Consider the following 21790-nt stretch of genomic DNA (forward strand, 5'->3'; position numbering starts at 1 on the left):
GAACCCCCCTTTATGAAATTTGCGCGCCCTGCCCCCGCCCAGCCCGCTGAACATAATACTGTCAAGAGTGCGTCCTCTCGTCGTATCCCGTCAAGTCACGTTCAGGAAAGCAGGTCGATCACCTCGCCACCCAGGGACAATTCGATCCGTTCCTCTGCCCCGCCATCGACCAGCGCCCAGAGGATCTGCCCGGTGGGCCGGTAGATCACGAAAGCCTCGGCAACATCATCGGCACCGGACCTGTCACCATCGGGGGTGGCGGTATGGGCAAAATTGACCTGGAACTGGTCCGCCACGGCCGATCCGCCGAACACCAGCCTGTCGCCCTCGGCAGACGTGAAGTCCTGCACCCAGTCCGATCCGTGGTCATGGACCCCAAGGTGAAAGAACCGGTCCGCCCCGGTGCCGCCGTTGATACGGTCATGACCAAACCCGCCATTGACGAAATCGTTGCCTGCACCACCGAACACCAGATCGGACAGTGCGCCGCCGGTCACAACGTCATCACCCTCCTGACCCTGAAGTTCGTCCGCGCCGAAACCTCCGTCCAACGTATCGTTGCCCTGCTGACCGTAGATCAAGTCATTGCCGCCTCCGCCCTCGACCCGATCATCGCCGGCCCCGCCAAAGATCACGTCGCGCAGATCAGCCGAAGGCCCCGAGGGGCCGCCGGTGATGCGGTCGTCGCCGTCGCCCCCGTTCAGCGTATCGGCCCCCGCGCCACCGTCGAGAACGTCATCCCCCGCCAGTCCCAGAAGCCTGTCATTCCCGTCCCGGCCCCGCAGGACGTTGGACCCGGTGTCGCCCGCCACCCTGTCGTCGAATTCGGAACCCGCGACGTTCTCGATGTTGCGGATCTCTTTGGTCTCGCCCCCGCTGGTTGCCGTACCTGCCGCCAGATCGGCATTCACCGGCGCGATCACGGTGCCAAGGTCCAGCGTATCGTTGCCGGTTCCGCCATCGACCGTGTCCCAGCCGCGTCCGGTCACGATGACGTCGTCGCCATCCCGCCCTTCAAGAAGGTCATGCCCGTTGCCGCCATCCAGCACATTGTCGGCCTCGCTGCCCCGGATCGTGTCGTTGCTTCCGGTCCCGATCACCGCTTCGATCCCGATCAGAACGTCGCCCTCGGCGGTGCGGGCGTTGCGGCTGCTGTCCGACAGGTCGATCACGATCCGGTCGGGCGCGCCGTCATAGCTGACCGTGTCCAGGCCCTGACCACCGTCGAACGTATCCGGCCCGGCGCGCCACTCGAACGTGTCGTTCGTCGCGCTGCCCAGAACCGGAAGCGCGTCGGGAACGATAACATGGTCGCTGTCGAACAGCATGCCATGCGAAAGGTGAAGCGGATCGATCCGCCTGCCATCCGCACTGCGCAGGATGAGTGTCTCGTCAGCCCATGTCAGCGTGATCCCGTTGCTGTTGCCGCGCATCACCAGGTCGTCCAGTCCGAACAACCCGGCAAACCCCGACAGGTCGATCCGGTCGATGCCCGGTTCGAAATCGGCGATCGTGTCGGCCTGCCCATCCGGGGTGAACACGAAGACGTCGCGCCCCGCGCGCCCGGTCAGCACCTCCGACCCGTCGCCATCGCTCAGGATGTCATCGGCGGCCGTGCCGGTCTGGCCGCCGCTCACCCCCTCACCCGGATCAACCGCGATTCGGGTCAGCCCACCTTCGCGGGCGGCAAGCGCGTAGAGGTCGAGCTGCGCGCCGTTCTGCACGAACCGCAACTGGCTGATGCCCGCCAGGGCGGCGCCGGTGGTGTCTTCCAGCGCCTCGAGATGCATTAGCCGCCCGCCGGGCAGCATCCGGAACAGTGACAGCCCCCCGTCATTGCCCGCCACGGCCACCAGAACGCGCCCATCGACACTGATCACGTCCAACGCCGCCGGCCGGTAGAACCGCGTACCAATCGTATCGTTGACCTGATCGATAAAGACCAGCTGCCCGCCCTCTCGCACCTCCAGCACCGACAACGACGAGCTGCCGAAAGAAGTCATCAACACGAAACCGCGCCCCTCGATCTCGACCGTGTGCAGCGCGGTGGGCGTGTTCACCGGCAGTTGCTCGGAAAACCCGTAAGAGCCGCGCTGGTTCAGATCGCCATTCGCGCGATGCTCGTAGATGGTCAGCCCGTCCTCGGCCGCCGACGCGGCGATGACGAAGCGGCGCCCACCAACGGCGATACTGTCCATCGCGCTCACCGACTCTAGGTATCGGCCGCCATTGTCCCGCTGCGCGGTGATGCGGGTCAGACCGCCGTCGGCCTCTTCGCGATAGACGGTGAACCCGTCGCCCGCCTGCCGTGCGACATAGACATAAGCGGTACCGCCGACCTCGGCGCGATGCAGCGACACAAGATCGCCGGCAAACCCGCTGCCATCCAGATATGCCCGCGCCGAGGATGCGCCATCCGCCAGCCTCTGCACCGTTTCGCGGTCCAGCGTCCGGTCAGCCCCGTCGAACGAGATCCCGACCGTGTCACCGCGCACCGCCTCGCGCGCGGCCGTCGCCATGCGCAGCCCGTCGCTGGCCGCCTCCACCGTCACGCGCGTCGCGCTTGCCGGATCGTGCAGCACCATCTGCGTGCCGTCCGCTGTCACCACATCCAGCCGGGCCGACTGGCTTGCCTCGGGCAGGACGCGCGCGCCCAGCACCTGAACTATGGACATGACCCCCATGTCTCACCCCACACATGCGCCCCCACGCATGACGGGAAACATGAGAGGCAAAGGCGGAGCCTGACGGGTGCGCATTGCGGCGAAAGCGCGGCTTGAACAAAGGATTAAGCTAAAAGACGAAAGGCCTGACCCGCTCCGGGAGCAGCTATTCCGGCACGTCCTTGGGGCGGCTGGGCACCCAGGCATAGCCGTCGGGGCACAGGATATAGGCCTCGCGCAGGCCATGCGGCTTGTCGGTCGGCCTCTGAAGGATCACGCCGCCCGACGCCTCGGCCCGGGCCGCCGCCATATCGGGATCGCTGTCATAGAGCCTGATTTCGACCCCACCGCCGCGCGGCGGGCTTTCCGGCACCAGCCCCAGCAACGGGTTCGAATGATAAGTGCCGTCGCTATGCAACTGGAATACCTGCCCGCCATAGGCAACGATCGCGAAATCGGCTGTCACCTGGTAGCTGCGCATCCCGAACACAGCTGTAAGAAAGGCGCATTGCGCGGGCACGTCGCGTACCAGCAGGTTCAGTCCCATCCCCCGCAGGGACCGGCCAAACCCGTCGGCATCTATCGTGTCGTAATCCATGCCCGCAGCCTGACCTGATCTGCCCGAACAGGTCAACGGCAACGGGCAGGTCCGCTGCCCCTTGCGTCCACGCGCGCATTCCGAAAGGGTGGGCCATGTTTCAGGCCCCCGACATCCCGACATGACACAAACGAAGATCAAGACGCCCACGGTTCCCGCCGCCGAGACCTTTCGCGACGCCGCCGCCGCGGTGGCGCGCCTGGAAGAGATCTATCGCCTTTCGACCGGATTTCTGTGCACCGAGTTCGCGCGCGCCATGGCCGAGGGGGCACCAAGCGAACGCATCCGCGCCTTCTACCCCGAGATCCGCCTGACCACGCTCAGCCATGCCCAGGTCGACAGCCGGCTCAGCTTTGGCCACGTCTCCGACCCCGGCACCCACGCCACCACGATCACCCGGCCCGACCTGTTCCGCAGCTACCTGACGCAACAGATCGACCTGCTGATGCGCAACCATGACCGCCCGGTGGTCACCGGCCCCTCGACAACGCCGATCCCGCTTCATTTCGCCGTGGCGACCGATGCCGGGATGACCGTGCCGCAACAAGGCGCCGCCGCCTTCACCCTGCGGGACGTGTTCGACGTACCCGACCTCGACACCACCAATGACGACATCGTCAACGGCACCCACCGCCCCGAGGACGATACGGAACCGCTCTCGCTCTTTACCGCGCAGCGGGTCGATTACTCGCTGGCCCGCCTGTCGCATTACACCGCGACGGATGCCGAGCATTTCCAGAACCACGTTCTGTTCACCAATTACCAGTTCTACGTGTCCGAGTTCGAGGCCTATGCGCGCGCGCAGCTGTCCGATCCTGCCTCGGGCTACACCAGCTTTGTCAGCACCGGAAATGTCGAGATCACCGGCGCGGACGCACCCATCGACCTGCCCGCCAAGATGCCGCAAATGCCCACCTATCACCTGAAGCGTCCCGACGGGAACGGCATCACGCTGGTCAATATCGGCGTCGGCCCTTCGAACGCCAAGACGGCGACGGACCATATCGCGGTGCTGCGGCCCCATGCATGGCTGATGGTCGGCCATTGCGCGGGTCTGCGCAACACGCAGGCCCTGGGCGATTTCGTCCTCGCCCATGCCTACCTGCGCGAAGACAAGGTTCTGGATGACGACCTGCCCGTCTGGGTCCCGATCCCGCCCCTCGCCGAGATCCAGGTGGCGCTCGAACGCGCCGTGGCCGAAGTGACCGAATTGGAGGGATACGAGCTCAAGCGCATCATGCGCACCGGCACCGTCGCCAGCGTCGACAACCGCAACTGGGAACTGCGCGACCAGTCCGGCCCCGTTCAGCGCCTGAGCCAGAGCCGCGCCATCGCGCTCGACATGGAAAGCGCAACGATCGCCGCCAACGGCTATCGGTTCAGGGTGCCCTATGGCACGCTTCTATGCGTCAGCGACAAGCCGCTGCACGGCGAATTGAAGCTTCCCGGGATGGCGTCAGAGTTCTATACAACGCAGGTAGGCCGCCATCTGGCCATCGGAATACGGGCGATGGAACTGCTGCGCGGCATGCCTTTGGAGCGTTTGCACAGCCGAAAACTGCGCTCTTTCGACGAAACGGCCTTCCTGTGATGCAAAAAAACGCCAATTACCCCATATTTTGCGGGTGAAGCGCGCTACTATTCGTTGTGTTCTCCTACAACATCCCGTTACAGTCCCGCAATGAGGCCCCATAGATCGGGCACGTTTAAGGAGACCATGAAATGGCAAAGCCCATGACCAAGACCCAGCTCGTCGCGGCCCTGGCCGAAGAGATGGACACCGACAAGAAATCGGCAACCGCCGCTCTCGACGCCATCACCGGCATCATCACCCGCGAAGTGTCCGCCGGTGGCGCCGTTACCCTGCCCGGCGTTGGCAAGATCTATTGCCGTGAGCGCCCCGAGCGCCAGGTCCGCAACCCCGCAACGGGCGAGACCTTCACCAAAGAGGCCGACAAGGTCGTCAAGATGACCATCGCCAAGGCCCTGAAGGACAGCGTGAACGGCTGATCCACCTCGTCAGGACTTACCGGGAAGGGTCGCCTTGCGCGGCCCTTTTTCCTTTTGCAGGATACCCTGTGCGGCGCAAAGGGCTTGAACAGCGCCACCGCAGCCCGGATATGTCCGGCAGCGGCGCGGAATAGGTGACGGCATGAACCATGCGGGCAAACTGGCACTCGGCAGCCTGATCGTGGGCGCGGTGGTGCTCGGGATCAAGGTGCTTGCCTGGCATCTCACCGGTTCGGTCGCCCTGTTTTCGGATGCGTTGGAAACCGTCCTGAACCTCGCCAGCTCGGGCGCGGCGCTCTTTGCCGTCATGCTGGCCGCACGTCCCGCCGATCAGAACCACACCTATGGCCACCACAAGGCCGAGCTTTTGAGCGCGGCGCTCATCGGGCTGCTGATCCTCGGAGCAGCCGCCATGATCCTGCGCGAGGCATGGCACGGCTTTCAGACCCCGCGCGAGATCGAGGCGCCGTTCGCGGGCCTCGCCCTCAGCTTCGTGGCCACCGCGATCAACGCGGTCTGGGCCACGCTGCTCATCCGCCGGGGCCGCGCCCTGCGTTCGCGCGCGCTGTCCGCCGACGGCAAACACCTGATGGCCGATGTCGTGACCTCGGCCGGCGTGGCCCTGGGCATCGTGCTGGCCGTGGTCACAGGTATCGCATGGCTCGATCCCGCCCTCGCCCTTCTTGTCGCGCTCAACATCCTGTGGACCGGCTGGCAGGTGATGCGCGACGCGCTCGGCGGGCTGATGGACGCGGCGCTGCCCGAGGACCAGATGGAGGCAATCCGCCAGGCCATAGCCGACAACGCCCAAGGCGCGCACGAAGCGCATGACCTTCGGGTGCGGCAGGCGGGCGCCGCCACCTTCGTCGATTTTCACCTCGTCGTACCGGGCGAGACCACGGTAAGCGACGCGCATGACGTCTGCGACCGGATCGAGGAGGCGATCGAGGACGCCATCCCCGGCAGCGAGGTCACGATCCATGTCGAACCGGAAAACCACCGCGAATTCACCGGAATTACCGTGACCGACCCGGATCGGCCTTGAACCTGTGAAGCATTTGGCGAATGGTCCCGCCCGGACGGAACGGGAGTGAGCCTATGGCGATGGACCTGCGCGCAATCGGGATGGGGCTGGCCTTTGCGCTGATGTGGTCCTCGGCCTTCACCTCGGCCCGGATCATCGTCGCGGATGCCTCGCCGCTTTTCTCGCTCGCGCTGCGCTTCCTGATTTCGGGCCTTTTGGGCGTCCTCATCGCGCGCATGATGGGGCAAAGCTGGCGGCTGACCCGCGCACAATGGTACGCCACCATCCTCTTCGGGGTCTGCCAGAACGCGCTCTATCTCGGCCTCAACTTTGTCGCCATGCAAACGGTCGAGGCCTCGCTGGCAGCCATCATCGCATCGACCATGCCACTACTGGTGGCCTTGGCCAGCTGGCTGATCTTTCGCGAGAGACTGCGCCCGCTGGGCATTTTCGGCCTCGTCGCGGGCTTTGCGGGTGTCGCGCTCATCATGGGGGCCCGGATCAACGCGGGGGTGGACCTGTTCGGCGTCATGCTCTGCGGCATCGGCGCGCTTGCGCTGACCTTTGCCACGCTGGCGATCCGGGGGGCCACGTCAGGCGGGAATTTCATGATGATCGTCGGGCTTCAGATGCTGGTGGGCGCAGCCGTGCTTTTTGCCGCCACGCCCATGTTCGAAACAGTGCGCATCAACCCTACCGTCCCGCTGGCACTCGCCTTTGCCTACACAACCCTCGTTCCGGGCCTCGCCGCCACGCTGATCTGGGTCATGCTGCTCAACCGGATCGGGGCGATCCGCGCGGCCACTTTCCACTTCCTCAACCCGGTCTTCGGCGTGGCCATCGCCGCGCTCTTGTTGGGAGAGGCGCTGGGGCCGCTCGACATCATTGGTGTGCTGGTCACCACGGCCGGCATCCTTGCCGTGCAGCTGGCCCGCCAGCCCGCGCCGCCCTCAGCGTAGCTGTGCCTCGATGTCGCCGATGATCCTGCCCGAGTCGGGCTTTGCCGCCGACCCGTAGGTGGCCACGACCTCGCCCTCCGGGCTCAGCAGGATTTTGTTGAAGTTCCACGCAGGTTCGAAACCCGTCTGCGCCTTCACCGCCTTGAAGAACGGATGCGCAGCGGCGCCCCGGACATGGGTGATGTCCGTCATCGGCAGGGTCAGGCCATACGTGACCTCGCAGAACTCCTTGACCGCCTCGGCGCTGTCCAGCTCCTGCCGGAAATCGTCCGACGGAACCGCCAGAACCACCAGCCCGCGGTCGCGATACGTCTCATATACCTTTTGCAGAGCCTCATATTGCGGCGTGAACCCGCAGCGCGACGCGGTATTGACCACCAGCACCGGCCCGCCGCGCCAGTCCTCGATCGACAACGTACCACCATCGATCGACGGGAAGCTGCCACCGACCGCACCGGCATCCGCGGATTTCCCGAACAAGGCGGCAAGCAGGACGAAAAAACCTGTCACGAAGATACGAAGCATCTTTTCTCTCCCCTTTTGCATTCCGATACGTTGCGAAACACCGTTTGGATCACCTCTACCCCTTTGCATTCCTCTGCCGCAGGGCCATCTTCTGTGCCAAGACGCAAACCAGAGGATACCATGACCCGCTATACCAAGGATCCCGACGCAATCGCCGCCCTCTCACCCGAGGAGTTCTACGTCACCCAGCAAAGCGGGACGGAACGGCCCGGCACCGGCAAGTATCTCGACAACAAGGAACCGGGTATCTACGTCGACATCGTATCGGGCGAGCCGCTTTTCGCCTCGTCCGACAAGTACGAATCCGGATGCGGCTGGCCCAGCTTTACCAAGCCCATCGAACCCGCCCATGTCGAAGAATTCAGCGACCGCAGCCACGGCATGATCCGGACCGAGGTCCGCTCCAAACATGGCGACAGCCACCTGGGCCACGTCTTTCCCGACGGGCCCATCGACCGTGGCGGGCTGCGCTACTGCATCAACTCCGCCTCGCTGCGGTTCATCCATCGTGACGAGATGGAAGCCGAAGGCTATGGCGACTACCTGAACCAAGTGGAGGACATCGCATGACGACCGAACGCGCCGTACTGGCCGGGGGCTGTTTCTGGGGAATGCAGGACCTGATCCGCAAGCTTCCCGGTGTTGAGGCAACCCGCGTCGGCTATACCGGCGGGGACGTGCCCAACGCGACCTATCGCAACCACGGCACCCATGCCGAGGGGATCGAGATCATGTTCGACCCCGCCCAGATCAGCTATCGCAAACTGCTGGAATTCTTCTTCCAGATCCACGATCCGACCACGCTGAATCGGCAGGGCAACGATATCGGGATGAGCTACCGCTCGGCGATCTACTATGTCGACGAGGCACAGAAGCAGACCGCGCTCGACACCATCGCCGATGTCGAGGCATCCGGCATCTGGCCCGGCCGCGTCGTGACCGAGGTCGAGCCCGTTGGCGATTTCTGGGAGGCCGAGCCCGAGCACCAGGATTACCTGGAGCGCATTCCGAACGGCTATACCTGTCACTTCCCGCGCCCCGACTGGGTTCTGCCCCGGCGCGATGCCGCTGAATAAGCCCGATTAGAGACTACGTGCGGAGGGTTTCAGCCCTCCGCCACCCGCGGCCGCCCACTGGCCTCGACCGTCAGCATCGCCTCGACGAACACTTCGCGTGCTTCGATCTGCGCAGTTCTCACATCCCGCTCCAGGCTCACCCGGATCTCTTCGGCCCCCGCTGCGCGCGCCTCACGCTCGGCGTCTTCGCGCAGAGCCGCCTCCAAGGTCGCCAGCGCCATGTCGGAGGTTTGGAAATCTTCGGGCCCGCTTTCCAGATGCACGCGATAGCGCCCTTCGGCAGGCGAGGTCACGCTGCCACTGCGCTTTATGCGAACCCGCCCGACCACAGCGCCGATGGCATTGGCTACACCCGCATGTTCGGGCAGCACCATCCGGCAGCGCAACCGCTCGCCCACAGCCGGGTAATAGCTCGGGGCCGAGGCGCCCAGCCCCACCACCTCGACATTCACCGCCGCGTCCAGCGCAATCAGGCCGCGATGCCCCGAAAGCCCGCGCCGCAGCAGAACATGCCGGGCCAACTCTTCGGGTGGCAGGCCGAACACATCGCCCTCTTCGGCAAAAACAGTCTCTAACAGGGCCAAACCGGTCTGTTCCGTGATCTGGTCAAGGATCATCCGGGCCAGCGCCTCGACACCGCCGGCCAAGCGCTCGCCGCTCCCCACACGCTTGCGTGCGACCAGTTCCAGCGCCTTTCTGGCCGCCACCCCATCCCAGCTATCGAGACGACCCAGAACATGGCTGGCATCCGACGGTGTCACCCCCGAAACCTGCACCAGCCCGCGATCGACCAGCCGCGCCAGCGCCCCATGTTCCAGCCGTGTCCGTAACACCTCTCCCAGCGGCATCACGGCTCTCCCCAGCCGCGCCAGCAGGCCCGCCTCGCGCGCGCCGATCCCCTCGGCCGATACGCCCGGAACCGCACGTGCGAACCGCGCGTCATGCTCTCCCGGCACGGTAGAGCGCAGCTGCGCGTCGAGTGCATCATGCACCAACTCCGGCGCGTCCACCGCGATCAGCGAAACCGGCAGCACCCGGCGCGGACCAAGAGTTATACCGCCCGCCAACCCCTCGGTCACGACATGCACCTGGCTGTCGCCGCCCAAGCCGTGCGTGCGCATCGCCACCGCCTCGACCATCGTGCGGAACCCGCCGACACGGGCGCCATTCGGGTCTATTGCTGGCTTTCCGCCCCGGATCAGCGCCACATCCGTCGTCGTTCCGCCGATATCCGAGACCAGCGCATCCTTGACCCCGGTAAGCCAGCGCGCCCCGACGATCGAGGCCGCAGGCCCGCTCAGGATCGTTTCGATCGGACGCTCCCGCGCTTGTTCCGCGCTCATCAACGCCCCGTCGCCCCGCACCACCATCAAAGGAGCGTTGACGCCGATTTCGTCCAGAACATCCTGCGCGCGCCCAATCAGCCTGTCGATCATCCCGATCAGCCGCGCGTTCAGCACCGCCGTCACCGCCCGCTTGGGCCCGTTCAGCCGCGCCGACAGCTGGTGCGAACAGGTCACCGGGCGTTTCGTTACCTCGGTGATGATCCGTGCGGCCTCCAACTCATGCGCCGGATTCCGCGTGGCGAACTGCGCCGCGACCGCATAGCCCGAAACACCGGATTCAGTCTCTAAAAAGGCCTTCAGCCGCTTCAGGTCCAGCGGGGCCACCTCGTTGCCCGCATGGGAATGCCCGCCCCCGATCACCAACGCCGGATCGCCCTTCAGCGCCTCCGACAGACCGTGCCGGTCCAGATCACTCTCGCGAAAACCGATATAGATCAGCGCCACGCGCCCGCCCTGCCCCTCCACCAGCGCATTGGTTGCCAAGGTGGTGGACAGCGCGGCCAAGCCAACGTCCTCCGGCGTGACGCCCGCTGCGGTCAAGACCGAGCGCACCGCCTCGCCTACACCACGCGCCAGGTCATCGCGCGTCGTCAACGCCTTGGCCGAGGCGACGACCTTCTCCTCGTCGCGCACCAACACTGCATCCGTATAGGTTCCGCCCGTATCGACCCCAAGCGCCAGCGCCATCCGCCCCTCCATCTGATCTCACCGGGGTTTAACCGCCCTGCGCCGCCCGTCCAGCCTGTTTGCGTCACTCCGGCAGTCGTTCCAGCGCCCAGCGCGCCGCATCGGCAACCGTCGCGTCGGGATCGTCCAGCAGAGCCTGCGCAGCCGACCGCAGCGCCGCCTCTCCCGAATTGCCGATCGCGTAAAGAACATTGCGCACGAATCGGTCGCGCCCGATCCGTTTGATCGGCGAGCCCGAGAACCGCGCCCGGAACGCCGCATCATCCAGTGCGGCCAGTTCCGCCAGTGGCGGCGCCTCCAGCCCCTCGCGGGCGGCATAGCGCATGTCACTTGCCGCCACGGCAAACTTGTTCCACGGACAGGCCGCCAGGCAATCGTCGCAGCCATAGATCCTGTTACCCATGCGGGCACGCAGCTCGGGCTCTACCGGGCCTTTATGCTCGATCGTCAGGTAGGATATGCACCGTCGCGCATCCAGTTGGTACGGCGCAGGAAAGGCATCGGTCGGACAGGCGTCCAGACAGGCCCGGCACGATCCGCAATGATCGCTCTCCGCCATGTCCACCGGCAGGTCGAGCGTGGTAAAAACAGACCCTAAAAAGGCCCAGTTCCCCCACTCGCGGCTCAAAAGGTTCGTATGCTTTCCCTGCCAGCCCAGCCCCGCCGCCTGCCCCAGCGCCTTCTCCGGCACCGGCGCGGTATCGACAAAGACCTTCACCTCGCCGCCCGCCTGGGCGATCAGCCAGCGCGCCAGCCGCTTCAGGCGCTTCTTGACCAGGTCATGATAATCCTTGCCCCGCGCATAGACCGAAACCGCCCCCCGCTCCGGCAGACCGACAGCCGCCATGGGGTCCACATCGGAGGTATAGCTCTCGGCCAGCATGATGACGGATCGCGCCTCGGGCCACAGCGCGGCCGGATCGCCCCGCCAGTGCATCCGCTCGGCCATCCAGCCCATCTGCCCGTGATACCCGGCCTCTACAAAGGCCCGCAGCCGGTCCGGCACCTCCGGTACGTCCCACGGGCGGCAAATGCGCGCGGCAACGAATCCTTCCTCCAGCGCCTGCGCAACCAGCCGGTCCTTCAGCCCCTGCATGCCTTCCTCTTGCCCAAAATATCCTCGGGGGGAGGCCGAAGGCCGGGGGGCAGACAGCCCCCCTCCCCGTTCGGCATCTCAGAAATCCAGGTCGGCATAATGCGCCGGCGGGCGAAACCCGGGGATCTGGTCGGCCAGGATAGAGCGGAAGGCCGGGCGCGACTTGATCTTCGCATACCAGTCCTTGACCACTGCCTGCCGGTTCCAATCGACATCCGAGATGTAATCCAGCGACGACAGATGCGCCGCCGCCGCGAAATCGGCCAGCGTCATCGCGTCCCCGGCCAACCACCGCCGCTGGTCCAGCAGCCACGCCATGTAGTCGAGGTGATACTTGATCGCCCGCGCGCCCTCCTTGACGTTCCGGCTGTCGGGATAGCCCTCGCCGGTCACCTTCTTGTTGACCCGCTCGTAGAGCAACTTGGCCGTGACCTCGTTGTGGAACTTGTCGTCGAACCACCCCACCAGCCGGCGCACCTCGTAACGCGCCTCGGGATCGCGCGGCATCAGGGCCGGGTCAGGGCGCGTCTCTTCGATGTACTCGCAGATCGCCGCGCTTTCGGCCAGCATCTTGCCGTCAAGCCGCAGCACCGGAACCTTGGCCGCCGGGTTGCGGCGCAGGAAATCGGTGTCCTTTTCCCAGTACCGCTCTTCGACCAGTTCCACCTCGATCTTCTTCTCGGCGAGGCTCAACCTGACCTTGCGGCAGAAGGGGGAAAGGGGAACGTGGAAAAGGCGCGCCATGATGATCCGTCTGATACCTGATACCAAACGAGGAATAGACCCGTGTGGCCCCTGTTTTCAATCCTCGAAACACGCCGCGCGCCCGTCTGCGCGAATGGTGGCCGCCCCGTCCATGATCGACGCGGCCCGCTTGCGCACAAAGTTCGACGGGTTCGCCGCGGATCTCTCCTTGGGATTGGGCAGCACCGCGGCCAGCCGCGCGGCCTGTGTCGGCGTCAGCTCGGCGGCACTCACGCCAAAGGCCTTCTGCGCCGCCGCCTCGACGCCAAAAACGCCCTCACCCATCTCGGCCACGTTCAGATAGACCTCCAGGATCCGCCGCTTGGTCCAGACCGCCTCCACCGCCGGGGTGATCGCAGTCTCCAGCGCCTTGCGCACCCAGCTGCGCCCCTGCCACAGGAACACGTTCTTGACAGTCTGCTGACTCAGGGTCGAGGCACCCCGGTTCGATCCTTCGTCGATCGCGGCACGGATCGCGGCCACGTCGAATCCCCAGTGCAGACAGAAATTGGCATCCTCCGCCGCCACGACCGAGCGTAGCATCACCGGTGCCATCTCCTCCGCCGGAACCCAGTCGCGTTCCAGCGGGCCGTACATGGAATAGGCTTTCCACATCGTGTGCGTGACCGGAGGGTTCACGACCGCGAACAGCAGGACCAGCAACATGACGCCCACGATCAGGATCGTCATGCTCCGCAGGGCCAGGAACCCCAGCCAGCCCAACACTCCGCGCCTGCGCCCCTTGGCCGGTTTCGCCTTTCCGCTGGTCTTCTTCGCTGCTCTTGCCATGGGCAATCTATAGGCCAGCGCGCCCGGCCCTCAAACCTCTGATTTCTGCTCTGCGGCGTGTGGGACTCACGCATCCGTGATACAATTACGTTACGTCAATCAAGTCTGGGGGGACAACTGATGCCGTTCATCAAGAATTGCCAACTGCTTGTGACGAGTTCCATTATTCTTTGTTTTTCAACACTTTCCCTTGCCGGCGACACCGCAAAGGAAGGCGCTATCGACTTCTCTTTCAACGGGACAGGACAGGGCAGCGTCCTTCCGGCGTCGAACGACACCATGCAGATCAACTACGAGACCAGCGGTCTTGCAGGTGCGCCCGATCAGGCCGGCCCGAACCAGTTGGGGGGAATGCACTGTATCGGGGCGGTGACCGTCATGGGCGGGACGTTCGACAACGAAAGCGGGCTCTGCACCGTCTCCTACGCGGATGGCAGCAAGACCGTCACCCATTACTCCGGCGCGGGGACTCTCGGTGCCACCGCAACCGGCGACTGGACCTACCTCGGGGGGACCGGTCAGTTCGAGGGTATCACGGGCGGCGGCACGTGGTCCCGGATCAGCGGCCCACCCCCGGGTGAGGGCATACTGGTGTCCCGGACCAGCATTACCGGAACCTACACGCTGCCCTGACCCGGGGTCGGATCCAACTGTTTGAGAGGGGGAAAGACATGGCACTTTACATGTGGATGGCGCGCTATACGCCCGCAGCGGCCAAGGCGATCGTCGAAGGCGACAGCAACCGCGAAGAAATGGCCCGACAAACCGTCGAGGCCGCAGGCGGCAAGCTGCTCGGTTTCTACGGCCTCATCGGTCAGGACTATCACGTCGCGTTGATCGCGGACATGCCCGGTGTGGGCGAGTATGTGGGCGTGGTCGTGACCGCCTCGATGGGCGGCGCCATCGAAAGCTTCAAGACCATCCCGATGTACGACATGGACGAGATGGACACGGTGCGCAAAACCCATCAGGCCCTGAAAGCCGTCTACAGCCCGCCAAGCTGAAACGAAAAGGCCCCGCCAACCTGCGTCGGCGGGGCCAGTTTCTGTCTCTAAACCGGGGTTATTCGGCCGGAACGGCCTCGTTCTCGATGCTCAGCGGATGCGCAAGCTTGTCCAGCATCTCCTTCGGGCAGACCTGGACGAAATTGCCCCGCTCCATGTCCCAGTGCTGCAGGATGTCGGCGGCCTTGCGGCTGCGGGTCTCGGCGGCGTGACGCTCGATCAGATCCTTCAGCTGGCTCTCCCAATGATCGACGGTCACCGGGCAGGTCACCAGCGTTTCCATGTTCATCAGGGTCTCGGCCCGGCCTTCGGGATCGTACAGATAGGCCATGCCGCCCGTCATCCCCGCGCCGAAATTCGCCCCGATCTCACCCAGGATCACCGCGACCCCACCGGTCATGTACTCGCACCCGTTCGTGCCGCAGCCTTCGATCACAACATGCGCGCCCGAGTTGCGAACGGCGAACCGCTCACCCGCGCGGCCCGCGGCGAACAGGTAGCCCGCCGTCGCGCCATACAGCACCGTGTTGCCGATGATCGTGTTCTCGTCCGCCCTGAGCGGGCTGACCAGCGGCGGACGCACCACGATGGTACCGCCCGACAGACCCTTGCCGACATAGTCGTTGGCGTCGCCCGACACTTCCAGCTTCAGCCCCGGCGCGGCAAAGGCGCCCAGCGACTGACCGGCCGAGCCCTGCAGCTTGATATGCAGGTGATCGGGCTGGAACGCGTTGCGCATGCCGAAATTGCTGACGATATGGCTCGACACGCGCGTCCCAACGGTCCGGTGCGTGTTCTGCACCGCATAAGACAGCTGCATCTTCTCGCCATCCTTCAGGAACCGCGCCGCATCGCGCACGATCTCGGCATCCAGCGTATCCGGCACCGCGTTGCGCGGCTTTTCACGGTCATAGACGATATCGGCCGCGCCATCGACGGTGATCAGCAGCGGGTTGAGGTCCAGGTCGTCCAGATGGGCCGAGCCGCGCGATACCTGCTTCAGCAGATCCGCCCGCCCGATCACCTCGTCCAGGCTGCGCGCGCCCAGCTCTGCCAGGATCTCGCGCACTTCCTGCGCGTAGAAGGTGATCAGGTTCACCACCTTGTCCGCGTTGCCGGTGAACTTCTCGCGCAGCGACGGGTCCTGCGTGCAGACACCGACCGGGCAGGTGTTGGATTGGCACTGGCGCACCATGATGCAGCCCATCGCGATCAGCGCCGCGGTGCCGATCCCGTATTCCTCGGCCCCCATCATCGCCGCCATCACGATGTCACGGCCCGTGCGCAGGCCCCCGTCGGTCCGCAGCGTGACGCGGCCGCGCAGGTTGTTCATCGCCAGCACCTGATGCGCCTCGGTCAGGCCCATTTCCCATGGCAGACCCGCATACTTGATCGAGGTCGCAGGCGACGCACCCGTGCCGCCGTTATGGCCCGAGATCAGGATCACGTCCGCCTTGGCCTTGGCCACGCCCGCGGCAATCGTACCGACGCCCGAGCTTGCCACCAGTTTCACCGTCACCTTGCAGCGCGGGTTGATCTGCTTAAGGTCGTAGATCAGCTGCGCCAGATCCTCGATCGAGTAGATGTCGTGATGCGGCGGGGGCGAGATCAGCGTCACGCCCTTGGTCGAATGGCGCAGCCGCGCGATCAGGTCGGTCACCTTCATGCCGGGCAGCTGGCCACCCTCGCCGGGCTTGGCCCCCTGCGCGACCTTGATTTCCAGCTCTTCGCAGTGGTTCAGGTACTCGGCGGTCACGCCGAACCGGCCCGAGGCCACCTGCTTGATCTTGGCCGACGGGTTGTCGCCATTGGGCTCGGGTACGAAATGCGCCGGATCCTCGCCACCCTCGCCCGAGTCGGACTTGGCCCCGATCCGGTTCATCGCGACGTTCAGCGTCTTGTGCGCCTCGGGCGACAACGCGCCCAGGGACATGCCCGGCGTCACGAACCGCTTGCGGATCGCGGTGATGCTTTCGACCTCTTCCAGCGGGATCGGCTTGCCCAGCGGCTTGAAATCCATCAGGTCGCGCAGGTGGATGGGCGGGTTGCCCTTCATCTTGGCCGAATACTGCTTCCACAGCTCGTAAGAGGCCCGGTTGCACGCCATCTGCATCATGTGCATCGAGGTCGCTTCCCACGCATGGGTCTCGCCCGATTTCCGCGCCTTGTAGAACCCGCCGATCGGCAGCACGTCGAGGCCCGATTTCCACCCCTTGGCATGGATCTCCTCGGCTTTGACCTGGATACCGCTCACCCCGATGCCCGAGATGCGGCTGGTCATGCCGGGGAAATACTCGGCCACCATCGCGCGGGACAGGCCCACCGCCTCGAAGTTCAGACCGCCGCGATAGGACGACACGACCGAGATTCCCATCTTGGCCATGATCTTCAACAGGCCCTGGTCGATCGCCTCGCGATAACGCGCGACGTTGTCGGTCAGCGATCCATCCAGCAGCCCGCGTTCGATCCGCTCGGCAAGGCTGTCCTCGGCAAGATAGGCGTTCACCACCGTCGCGCCGCAGCCGATCAGCACGGCAAAGTAATGCGGGTCGATGCATTCCGCCGACCGCACGTTGAGGCTGGTAAAGGTCCGCAGCCCCTTGCGCGTCAGGTGCGAATGCACCGCGCTGGTGGCCAGGATCATCGGCATCGCGACCTTTTGCTCGTCCGAGTACTGGTCGGTCAGCACGATATGGCCCGCGCCCGAACGCACCGCCTCCTCGACCTCGGCCCGGATCCGCGCCAGCGCAGCGTTCAGCGCGCCCTGCCCCGGCTCAAAGGTACAGTCGATCTCGGCCAGCGGCGCGTTGAAGTTCTCGACCAGCTTTTCCCACTGGGCATTGCCGACAAAGGGGCTTTCCAGAACGATGATCTCGGTCTGGCTGCTATCCTCGTCCAGAACGTTCTTGAGGTTGCCGAACCGCGTCTTCAGGCTCATCACCCTGTATTCGCGCAGGCTGTCGATCGGCGGGTTGGTGACCTGGCTGAAGTTCTGGCGAAAGAAATGGCTCAGCGGGCGATACTGCTTGGACAACACTGCCGAAGGCGTGTCGTCACCCATCGACGCGATGCTCTCCTTGCCGTCCTCGGCCATCGGCGCCAGAATCTGCTCCAGCTCCTCGATGCTGTAGCCCGCCGCGATCTGCCGCTTGCGCAGCTCCGCACCGGTGAAAAGCGGCGTCTCCTCGACGCCCCAAAGCTGGTCATCGAGGTCGTTGATCTTGCCGACCCACTCGCCAAAGGGCTGCGCCGCGGCCAGCCGGTCCTTGATCTGCTCGTCGCGGTAGAGCTTGCCATCCTGCATGTCGACGGCCAGCAGCTGCCCTGGACCCAGCGCGCCCTTCTCGACCACGCTCGCCTCGTCGATCGGCACCATGCCCGCCTCGGACCCCGCGATCACCAGGTTGTCACCGGTCACAACATAACGCATCGGGCGCAACCCGTTGCGGTCCAGCCCCGCGCAGACCCAGCGCCCGTCGGTCATGGCCAGCGCCGCCGGGCCGTCCCACGGCTCCATCACCGCGTTGCAATAGGAATACATGTCCCGCCACGCCTCGGGCAGTTCCTCGGCCTGCTTCGACCAGCTTTCGGGCACCAGCATCGTCTTGGCCATCGGCGCCGAACGGCCCGCGCGCACCAGGACCTCGAACACCGAATCCAGCGCCGCCGAATCGCTGGAACCTTGGGCGATGATCGGCTTGATATCCTCGGCATAGTCGCCGAAGGTCGCGCTCGCCATCCGGATCTCGTGGCTCTTCATCCAGTTGGTGTTGCCCTTCAGCGTGTTGATCTCGCCGTTATGCGCCAGCATGCGGAACGGCTGCGCCAGCCACCACTGCGGGAAGGTATTGGTCGAATAGCGCTGGTGATAGATGGCGAATGCGCTCTCGAACCGCTCGTCCTGCAGGTCGGGGTAGAACTCGCTCACCTGTTCGGCCAGCATCATGCCCTTGTAAATGATCGACCGGCACGACAGCGACGCGATGTAAAGGCCGTGCACCCCGGCACCGGCGGCCGCCTTCTCGATCCGGCGGCGAATGACGTAAAGCTCGCGCTCGAACGTCTCTTCATCCACGCCCTTGGAGTTCGAGATCAGGATCTGCTCGATCTCGGGCCGCGTCGCGTTGGCCTTTTCGCCCAAGCAGGTCACATCGACCGGCACGTGCCGCCAGCCATAGATGTAATAGCCCATGCGCAGCACTTCGGTCTCGACGATGGTCCGGCAGGTCTCCTGCGCGCCGAAATCGGTGCGCGGCAGGAACACCTGGCCCACGGCGATCAGCTGATCCTTGCGCGGCGTGTGGCCGGTCCGCTCGATCTGGTCATAAAAGAACGGGATCGGGATCTGCACGTGAATGCCCGCGCCGTCGCCGGTCTTGCCATCGGCATCCACCGCGCCCCGGTGCCAGATCGCCTTGAGCGCATCGATACCGGCCTCGACAACCTTGCGGCTGCGCGTACCGTCGACCGACACCACCAGCCCGACCCCGCACGAGGAATGCTCTTCGGCCTCGGAATAGAGCCCGTTTTCCGCCATCCACTTGCGCTTGGCTTCCTCGGCCCGCACCCAATCGGCATCGTATTTGGTCATTGGCTGTCTCCTTCATCAGAGGGGGCATAGATGGCTTCGACCTCGGCTTGGGTCATCTGCCGGCGTTCGCCCGCGAACGCATAGCCCTCGGGCTTCTTGTCAATGTATAGTTCCAGGCCCAGTCTGGCGCCGCCTGCATCGTCGAACAGGCCGGCCGCCATCTGCGTGTGGCCATGCATCTCGCCGGGCGCCGTGATCCGGTACCAAAGGGCCGATCCGCATTCCCCGCAAAACGCCCGCTCCGCCCAGTCGGACGAAACATAGGTTCTCACCGGTCCAAGCGCGGCATAGCCGGGCGCGACCGGGATGCTCATCAGCATCGAGCTTGTCCAGCGTCGGCACATGTCGCAATGGCACGCCCCGATCACCGCTTTCGTGGCCAGCGCCTCGACCGAAACCGCGCCGCACATGCATTGCCCCTGCAATTCAGTCATGCGCGTGGCCCCCGTGGCCATGCCCATGCCCGCCATGCGCCGCACCGTCGTAACCGCGCAGCTTTGCATAGGCCGTCAGTTGGGCTTCGGACAGAACCGGCGTGGTCGCCAGATGCGCCTTCAGATGAACCGCACGCAACTGCGCCAGCGCCTCGGCCGAAGCCGACAGTTGAGCGTCCAGCATCCCGGCATTGGCGTGGCCCATTCGGAACATCCTGCTCAGATGCTCTTCGGCCTCGACATATTCGGCGCCCAGCGCGCGCGCCTCGTTCTTCATCCGGTCAAAGATCTCTTTCACCCGTGCGGCCTGCGCCTCGGACAACTCCAAGGCGTCGGACAACTCCAGCACATGCGCCGGACCGGGATAGCCGTTCAACTCTGCCGGTTTCGCCAGACCCCAGCCCTGACCGTCCAGCAACGCTGCGACATCCTCGGCGGAAAGGCTTGCGATCTCGCGCCCCTCCTGCCCAGCATAGGGTTGGTCCGCCGCTTGCGCCCCACCGCACAGCAAAAGGAGCGCCGTTGCGAACATAGCCGTTGCCGCGTTCATCGGTGTCTTCCTTTCTTCATTCTGCGGGTCAGCGAGCGTGACCTTTTCGGTTAACAGAGCCTTGCGGTCTCTGGACGGTGGCGATGCGCATTTGCGCGGTGGACGTTAACGAATGCGCCGTCCCGGTTTTGTACAAAACGGTCAATCGGCCCGTTTGAGCATGTACAAAACGGTCAAAACGGCGGCCTTCCTCACTCTGCCGCCATTCCGGCGGCTGCTGTGTTGAACCGGTCGATGATTGCCGCGGCACAGTCGCGCCCGTCACGGATCGCCCAGACGACAAGGCTGGCACCACGCACGATATCACCGATGGCATAGACACCTTCCATCTCGGTCGCGCCGGTCTGGAATGCTGCCTTCACCGTTCCCCAGCGCGTCACCGGCAGCTCCGGCTGGCCAAACAGCGTGGGCAGGTCCTCGGGCTCGAAACCAAGCGCCTTGATGACCAGATCGGCCTCTTCGACATAATCGGCCCCCTCGATCACCTCGGGCATCTGCCGGCCGGTCGCATCCGGTTGGCCCAGGCGCATCTTCTGCACCATCACGCCGGAAACCCGATCATCGCCGGTAAAGCCCTTGGGCGCGGAAAGCCATTCAAAAACAACGCCTTCCTCTTCGGCGTTCTGCACTTCGCGCTGGCTGCCCGGCATGTTCACACGGTCGCGGCGATAGAGGCACTTGACCGATTCCGCGCCCTGCCGGATCGAGGTCCGGACACAGTCCATCGCGGTGTCACCGCCGCCGATCACGACGACGCGCTTGCCTTCGGCGTTTAGCCGCCCGCTGTCGAATTCCTCCACCGCGTCGCCAAAGCTTTTACGATTGGAAGCCGTCAGGAAGTCGATCGCCTTCTCGATGCCCGGCAACCCGCTGCCCGGCATCTGCAGGTCGCGGCTCTTGTAGACGCCGGTGGCGATGATGATCGCGTCGTGCTTACCCCTGATTTCGTTGAACTTTTCGGCCGTCACGTCACAGTTCTGGACGAATTTGACTCCGCCCTGTTCCAGCTGATCGACGCGGCGCATCACCACGTCCTTCTCCAGCTTGAAACCGGGAATGCCATAGGTCAGCAACCCGCCCGCGCGGTCATAGCGGTCATAGACAGTGACCTGAACGCCAGCACGGCGCAGCATGTCCGCCGCCGCCAGGCCACCGGGGCCCGCGCCGATAATGCCAACGCTCTCCGTGCGCTCCACTGCGGGCGCCGCCGGCTCGACCCAACCATTTTCCCACGCGGTATCGGTGATGTACTTCTCGACCGCGCCGATGGTCACCGTCCCGTGTCCCGACTGCTCGATCACGCAGTTGCCTTCACACAGCCGGTCCTGCGGACAGATGCGACCACAGATCTCGGGGAATGTGTTGGTCGCCTGGCTGATCTCAAACGCCTCTTCCAAACGCCCCTCGGCCGTCAGTCGCAGCCAGTCCGGAATATTGTTGTGCAGCGGGCAATGGCTCTGGCAGTAGGGTACCCCGCACTGGCTGCACCGGCTCGCCTGCTCCTTCGCCTTCTTGTCGGCATATTCGGCATAGATCTCATGAAAGTCCTGCCGCCGCTGCTCTGCCGAACGCTTCTCGGGCATGTCACGATCAATCTTGACGAACTTGAGCATCGGTTGCTTGGCCACGGGTCATTCTCCATGAATTGGCGAGGTCGCGCAGCTTTACGGGACTGGGATTCAGATTAAAAGTCA

The 21790-nt window shown here is 64.7% G+C and carries 19 protein-coding genes; 8 read left to right on the plus strand and 11 right to left on the minus strand.

Annotated features, from left to right (window positions below; genetic code table 11):
- Positions 1–101: 101 nt before the first annotated feature.
- Together ACFORG_RS02345 and ACFORG_RS02350 are read right to left on the minus strand one after the other, a co-directional pair.
- Entirely contained in the window at positions 102–2675 is a 2574-nt protein-coding gene (locus tag ACFORG_RS02345; RefSeq protein WP_386733764.1) for a calcium-binding protein, read from the minus strand.
- A 154-nt stretch (positions 2676–2829) separates the two neighbouring features.
- Positions 2830–3261 (minus strand): VOC family protein, encoded by a 432-nt coding sequence (locus tag ACFORG_RS02350; RefSeq protein ID WP_386733765.1) that lies wholly within the window; start codon positions 3259–3261, stop codon positions 2830–2832.
- A gap of 121 nt (positions 3262–3382) precedes the next feature.
- Between ACFORG_RS02350 and ACFORG_RS02355 the strand changes: the two genes are divergently transcribed.
- From ACFORG_RS02355 to ACFORG_RS02370, 4 genes are all read left to right on the plus strand, one after another.
- Positions 3383–4852, plus strand: coding sequence for an AMP nucleosidase (locus tag ACFORG_RS02355; protein WP_386733766.1), 1470 nt, complete (start codon positions 3383–3385; stop codon positions 4850–4852).
- 131 nt (positions 4853–4983) lie between these two features.
- Positions 4984–5271, plus strand: a complete 288-nt coding sequence (locus ACFORG_RS02360) for an HU family DNA-binding protein (RefSeq protein WP_386733767.1) — start codon at positions 4984–4986, stop codon at positions 5269–5271.
- Between the two features lie 142 nt (positions 5272–5413).
- Positions 5414–6316 carry a cation diffusion facilitator family transporter gene (locus tag ACFORG_RS02365; RefSeq protein WP_386733768.1) on the plus strand — a complete coding sequence of 301 codons (903 nt, stop codon included), beginning with the start codon at positions 5414–5416 and terminating at the stop codon, positions 6314–6316.
- Positions 6317–6375: 59 nt separating this feature from the next.
- On the plus strand, positions 6376–7254 hold the full coding sequence (locus tag ACFORG_RS02370; RefSeq protein WP_386733900.1) for a DMT family transporter: 879 nt from the start codon (positions 6376–6378) through the stop codon (positions 7252–7254).
- On the opposite strand, the gene ACFORG_RS02375 is transcribed toward ACFORG_RS02370, so the two are convergent.
- Entirely contained in the window at positions 7246–7779 is a 534-nt protein-coding gene (locus ACFORG_RS02375) for a glutathione peroxidase (protein WP_386733769.1), read from the minus strand. The two genes, ACFORG_RS02370 and ACFORG_RS02375, sit on opposite strands and share 9 nt — an antisense overlap.
- A gap of 120 nt (positions 7780–7899) precedes the next feature.
- On the opposite strand from ACFORG_RS02375, the gene msrB reads away from it, so the two are divergent.
- On the plus strand, positions 7900–8349 hold the full coding sequence (gene msrB, locus ACFORG_RS02380) for a peptide-methionine (R)-S-oxide reductase MsrB (protein ID WP_386733770.1): 450 nt from the start codon (positions 7900–7902) through the stop codon (positions 8347–8349).
- Entirely contained in the window at positions 8346–8855 is a 510-nt protein-coding gene (gene msrA / locus ACFORG_RS02385) for a peptide-methionine (S)-S-oxide reductase MsrA (protein ID WP_386733771.1), read from the plus strand. The genes msrB and msrA overlap by 4 nt, the downstream gene beginning before the upstream one ends.
- Before the next feature lie 29 nt (positions 8856–8884).
- On the opposite strand, the gene ACFORG_RS02390 is transcribed toward msrA, so the two are convergent.
- The 4 genes from ACFORG_RS02390 to mtgA all read right to left on the minus strand — a co-directional run bounded on the left by ACFORG_RS02390 (position 8885) and on the right by mtgA (position 13517).
- Positions 8885–10888, minus strand: a complete 2004-nt coding sequence (locus ACFORG_RS02390) for a hydantoinase/oxoprolinase N-terminal domain-containing protein (RefSeq protein WP_386733772.1) — start codon at positions 10886–10888, stop codon at positions 8885–8887.
- A 64-nt stretch (positions 10889–10952) separates the two neighbouring features.
- Positions 10953–11984, minus strand: coding sequence for a tRNA epoxyqueuosine(34) reductase QueG (queG, locus tag ACFORG_RS02395; RefSeq protein WP_386733773.1), 1032 nt, complete (start codon positions 11982–11984; stop codon positions 10953–10955).
- Between the two features lie 78 nt (positions 11985–12062).
- Positions 12063–12728: an FtsZ-binding protein FzlA gene (gene fzlA / locus ACFORG_RS02400; RefSeq protein WP_386733774.1), complete on the minus strand. Its 666-nt coding sequence runs from the start codon at positions 12726–12728 to the stop codon at positions 12063–12065.
- Positions 12729–12785: 57 nt separating this feature from the next.
- Complete coding sequence (gene mtgA, locus ACFORG_RS02405) at positions 12786–13517, minus strand: monofunctional biosynthetic peptidoglycan transglycosylase (RefSeq protein ID WP_386733775.1); 732 nt, start codon at positions 13515–13517, stop codon at positions 12786–12788.
- 120 nt (positions 13518–13637) lie between these two features.
- Between mtgA and ACFORG_RS02410 the strand changes: the two genes are divergently transcribed.
- Positions 13638–14150, plus strand: a complete 513-nt coding sequence (locus ACFORG_RS02410; RefSeq protein WP_386733776.1) for a hypothetical protein — start codon at positions 13638–13640, stop codon at positions 14148–14150.
- A 38-nt stretch (positions 14151–14188) separates the two neighbouring features.
- Entirely contained in the window at positions 14189–14521 is a 333-nt protein-coding gene (locus ACFORG_RS02415; RefSeq protein ID WP_386733777.1) for a GYD domain-containing protein, read from the plus strand.
- A gap of 58 nt (positions 14522–14579) precedes the next feature.
- Here the strand turns inward: ACFORG_RS02415 and gltB are convergent, their stop codons facing one another.
- The 4 genes from gltB to ACFORG_RS02435 all read right to left on the minus strand — a co-directional run bounded on the left by gltB (position 14580) and on the right by ACFORG_RS02435 (position 21724).
- Positions 14580–19112 carry a glutamate synthase large subunit gene (gltB, locus tag ACFORG_RS02420; protein WP_386733778.1) on the minus strand — a complete coding sequence of 1511 codons (4533 nt, stop codon included), beginning with the start codon at positions 19110–19112 and terminating at the stop codon, positions 14580–14582.
- Entirely contained in the window at positions 19109–19546 is a 438-nt protein-coding gene (locus tag ACFORG_RS02425) for a GFA family protein (protein WP_386733779.1), read from the minus strand. Before ACFORG_RS02425 ends, gltB begins: the two co-directional genes overlap by 4 nt.
- Entirely contained in the window at positions 19539–20096 is a 558-nt protein-coding gene (locus ACFORG_RS02430; RefSeq protein ID WP_386733780.1) for a hypothetical protein, read from the minus strand. Before ACFORG_RS02430 ends, ACFORG_RS02425 begins: the two co-directional genes overlap by 8 nt.
- Before the next feature lie 191 nt (positions 20097–20287).
- Entirely contained in the window at positions 20288–21724 is a 1437-nt protein-coding gene (locus ACFORG_RS02435; RefSeq protein WP_386733781.1) for an NAD(P)-dependent oxidoreductase, read from the minus strand.
- Positions 21725–21790 lie beyond the last annotated feature (66 nt).

The organism is Lutimaribacter marinistellae (assembly GCF_042648365.1).
Lineage (GTDB): Bacteria > Pseudomonadota > Alphaproteobacteria > Rhodobacterales > Rhodobacteraceae > Lutimaribacter_A > Lutimaribacter_A marinistellae.

Excerpts from the sequence above, each read along its gene's own strand:
- ACFORG_RS02365 (WP_386733768.1), top strand. The coding sequence starts at position 5,414 with ATGAACCATGCGGGCAAACTGGCACTCGGCAGCCTGATCGTGGGCGCG.
- ACFORG_RS02410 (WP_386733776.1), top strand. The coding sequence starts at position 13,638 with ATGCCGTTCATCAAGAATTGCCAACTGCTTGTGACGAGTTCCATTATT.
- ACFORG_RS02390 (WP_386733772.1), bottom strand. The coding sequence starts at position 10,888 with ATGGCGCTGGCGCTTGGGGTCGATACGGGCGGAACCTATACGGATGCA.
- ACFORG_RS02350 (WP_386733765.1), bottom strand. The coding sequence starts at position 3,261 with ATGGATTACGACACGATAGATGCCGACGGGTTTGGCCGGTCCCTGCGG.
- fzlA (WP_386733774.1), bottom strand. The coding sequence starts at position 12,728 with ATGGCGCGCCTTTTCCACGTTCCCCTTTCCCCCTTCTGCCGCAAGGTC.
- ACFORG_RS02345 (WP_386733764.1), bottom strand. The coding sequence starts at position 2,675 with ATGTCCATAGTTCAGGTGCTGGGCGCGCGCGTCCTGCCCGAGGCAAGC.
- mtgA (WP_386733775.1), bottom strand. The coding sequence starts at position 13,517 with ATGGCAAGAGCAGCGAAGAAGACCAGCGGAAAGGCGAAACCGGCCAAG.
- queG (WP_386733773.1), bottom strand. The coding sequence starts at position 11,984 with ATGCAGGGGCTGAAGGACCGGCTGGTTGCGCAGGCGCTGGAGGAAGGA.
- ACFORG_RS02355 (WP_386733766.1), top strand. The coding sequence starts at position 3,383 with ATGACACAAACGAAGATCAAGACGCCCACGGTTCCCGCCGCCGAGACC.
- ACFORG_RS02425 (WP_386733779.1), bottom strand. The coding sequence starts at position 19,546 with ATGACTGAATTGCAGGGGCAATGCATGTGCGGCGCGGTTTCGGTCGAG.
- msrB (WP_386733770.1), top strand. The coding sequence starts at position 7,900 with ATGACCCGCTATACCAAGGATCCCGACGCAATCGCCGCCCTCTCACCC.
- ACFORG_RS02415 (WP_386733777.1), top strand. The coding sequence starts at position 14,189 with ATGGCACTTTACATGTGGATGGCGCGCTATACGCCCGCAGCGGCCAAG.
- ACFORG_RS02430 (WP_386733780.1), bottom strand. The coding sequence starts at position 20,096 with ATGAACGCGGCAACGGCTATGTTCGCAACGGCGCTCCTTTTGCTGTGC.
- ACFORG_RS02370 (WP_386733900.1), top strand. The coding sequence starts at position 6,376 with ATGGACCTGCGCGCAATCGGGATGGGGCTGGCCTTTGCGCTGATGTGG.
- ACFORG_RS02360 (WP_386733767.1), top strand. The coding sequence starts at position 4,984 with ATGGCAAAGCCCATGACCAAGACCCAGCTCGTCGCGGCCCTGGCCGAA.
- ACFORG_RS02375 (WP_386733769.1), bottom strand. The coding sequence starts at position 7,779 with ATGCTTCGTATCTTCGTGACAGGTTTTTTCGTCCTGCTTGCCGCCTTG.
- msrA (WP_386733771.1), top strand. The coding sequence starts at position 8,346 with ATGACGACCGAACGCGCCGTACTGGCCGGGGGCTGTTTCTGGGGAATG.
- gltB (WP_386733778.1), bottom strand. The coding sequence starts at position 19,112 with ATGACCAAATACGATGCCGATTGGGTGCGGGCCGAGGAAGCCAAGCGC.